Source organism: Gilvimarinus sp. 1_MG-2023 (assembly GCF_030548285.1).
Genome location: NZ_JAUOSC010000673.1, coordinates 1 through 305 on the forward strand (window position 1 = coordinate 1; position 305 = coordinate 305).

General features: G+C 53.8%; 1 pseudogene. It reads right to left on the reverse strand.

Annotated elements, in window-relative coordinates:
- Nucleotides 1-305, reverse strand: a pseudogene (locus Q4563_RS18570) (FAD-dependent oxidoreductase); the annotation flags it as partial.

Below are 305 nucleotides of genomic sequence, written 5' to 3' on the forward strand. Positions count from 1 at the left end.
GTCCAGAACCACAATAATGGCTCCCCGGAATTTGCCGTGAATCGCCAGCTGGTGCATGCGATATAATGACACATAAAACAGGCGGGCGAGGTTACCCTCAACAAACATGGACTTGCTGCTGAGGTTGCCCATCAAATTACCGACGGCGCTGTAACGGCTGAGGCTCACCAAGGAACCATGGTCGTGGTATTTGAACCCCTTCAGCGGCTTGTTCTCGCGTTCGTTAAGAATATTTTTATAGACGCAGCTGGCCATCTGATGGGCAGACTGGGCGCGGGGTGGCACCTGACTGCCGTCTTCCATGG